This is a genomic window from Vibrio sp. 1288, assembly GCF_033344475.1.
This window is the reverse complement of sequence record NZ_JAWPOX010000937.1, coordinates 1-563: the sequence shown is the minus strand read 5'-3', so window position 1 is coordinate 563 and position 563 is coordinate 1. Positions and strand designations below refer to the sequence as shown.

The following is a 563-nucleotide window of genomic DNA, read 5'->3' as shown; positions in this document are numbered from 1 at the left end:
CGCTAGAAACAGACGGCACGCAAGAAGTACTTAAAGGTATGCCGATTGAATACCAAGGCGTGAAGGTAGGTGAAGTGACGCTTGTCGTACCGAATTTCCGTCGCAATCTGGTTGAAGTCACCGCCCGAATTTTGCCGGAATACGTGGAAAATATCGCGGTAGAAGGCACGCATTTTTGGCTAACTGAACCTGAAATTGGCCTTGGCGGCGTGAAGAACTTAGGTGCGCTGGTTTCAAAATCTATCAGCGTTGAACCGGGTAATGGCAAGGCGAAGTTCGATTTCCCATTAGAAAAAGGGTTTGTCCGTGTAGAAGGCGGCATGTTTACCCTGCAAAGTGAGCAACGCGGTTCGGTTCAAGTCGGCACTCCTGTTCTCTACCGTCAAATGGAAGTTGGTCAAGTTACCGATGTTCGCTTGGGCGAGTTCGCTGATCGCGTGGTTTCCACCATCAAAATCAAACCTGAATACGCGTAGTTAGTGCGTCAAAACAGCGTGTTCTGGAATGTGTCGGGTGTGGATGTGTCTATCGGTATTACTGGTGCGAACATCCAAGCAGGTACG

General features: G+C 49.4%; 1 pseudogene. It reads left to right on the top strand.

Annotated features, from left to right (window positions below):
- Positions 1–563 (top strand): annotated as a pseudogene (locus R8O11_RS30200) (MlaD family protein); the annotation flags it as partial.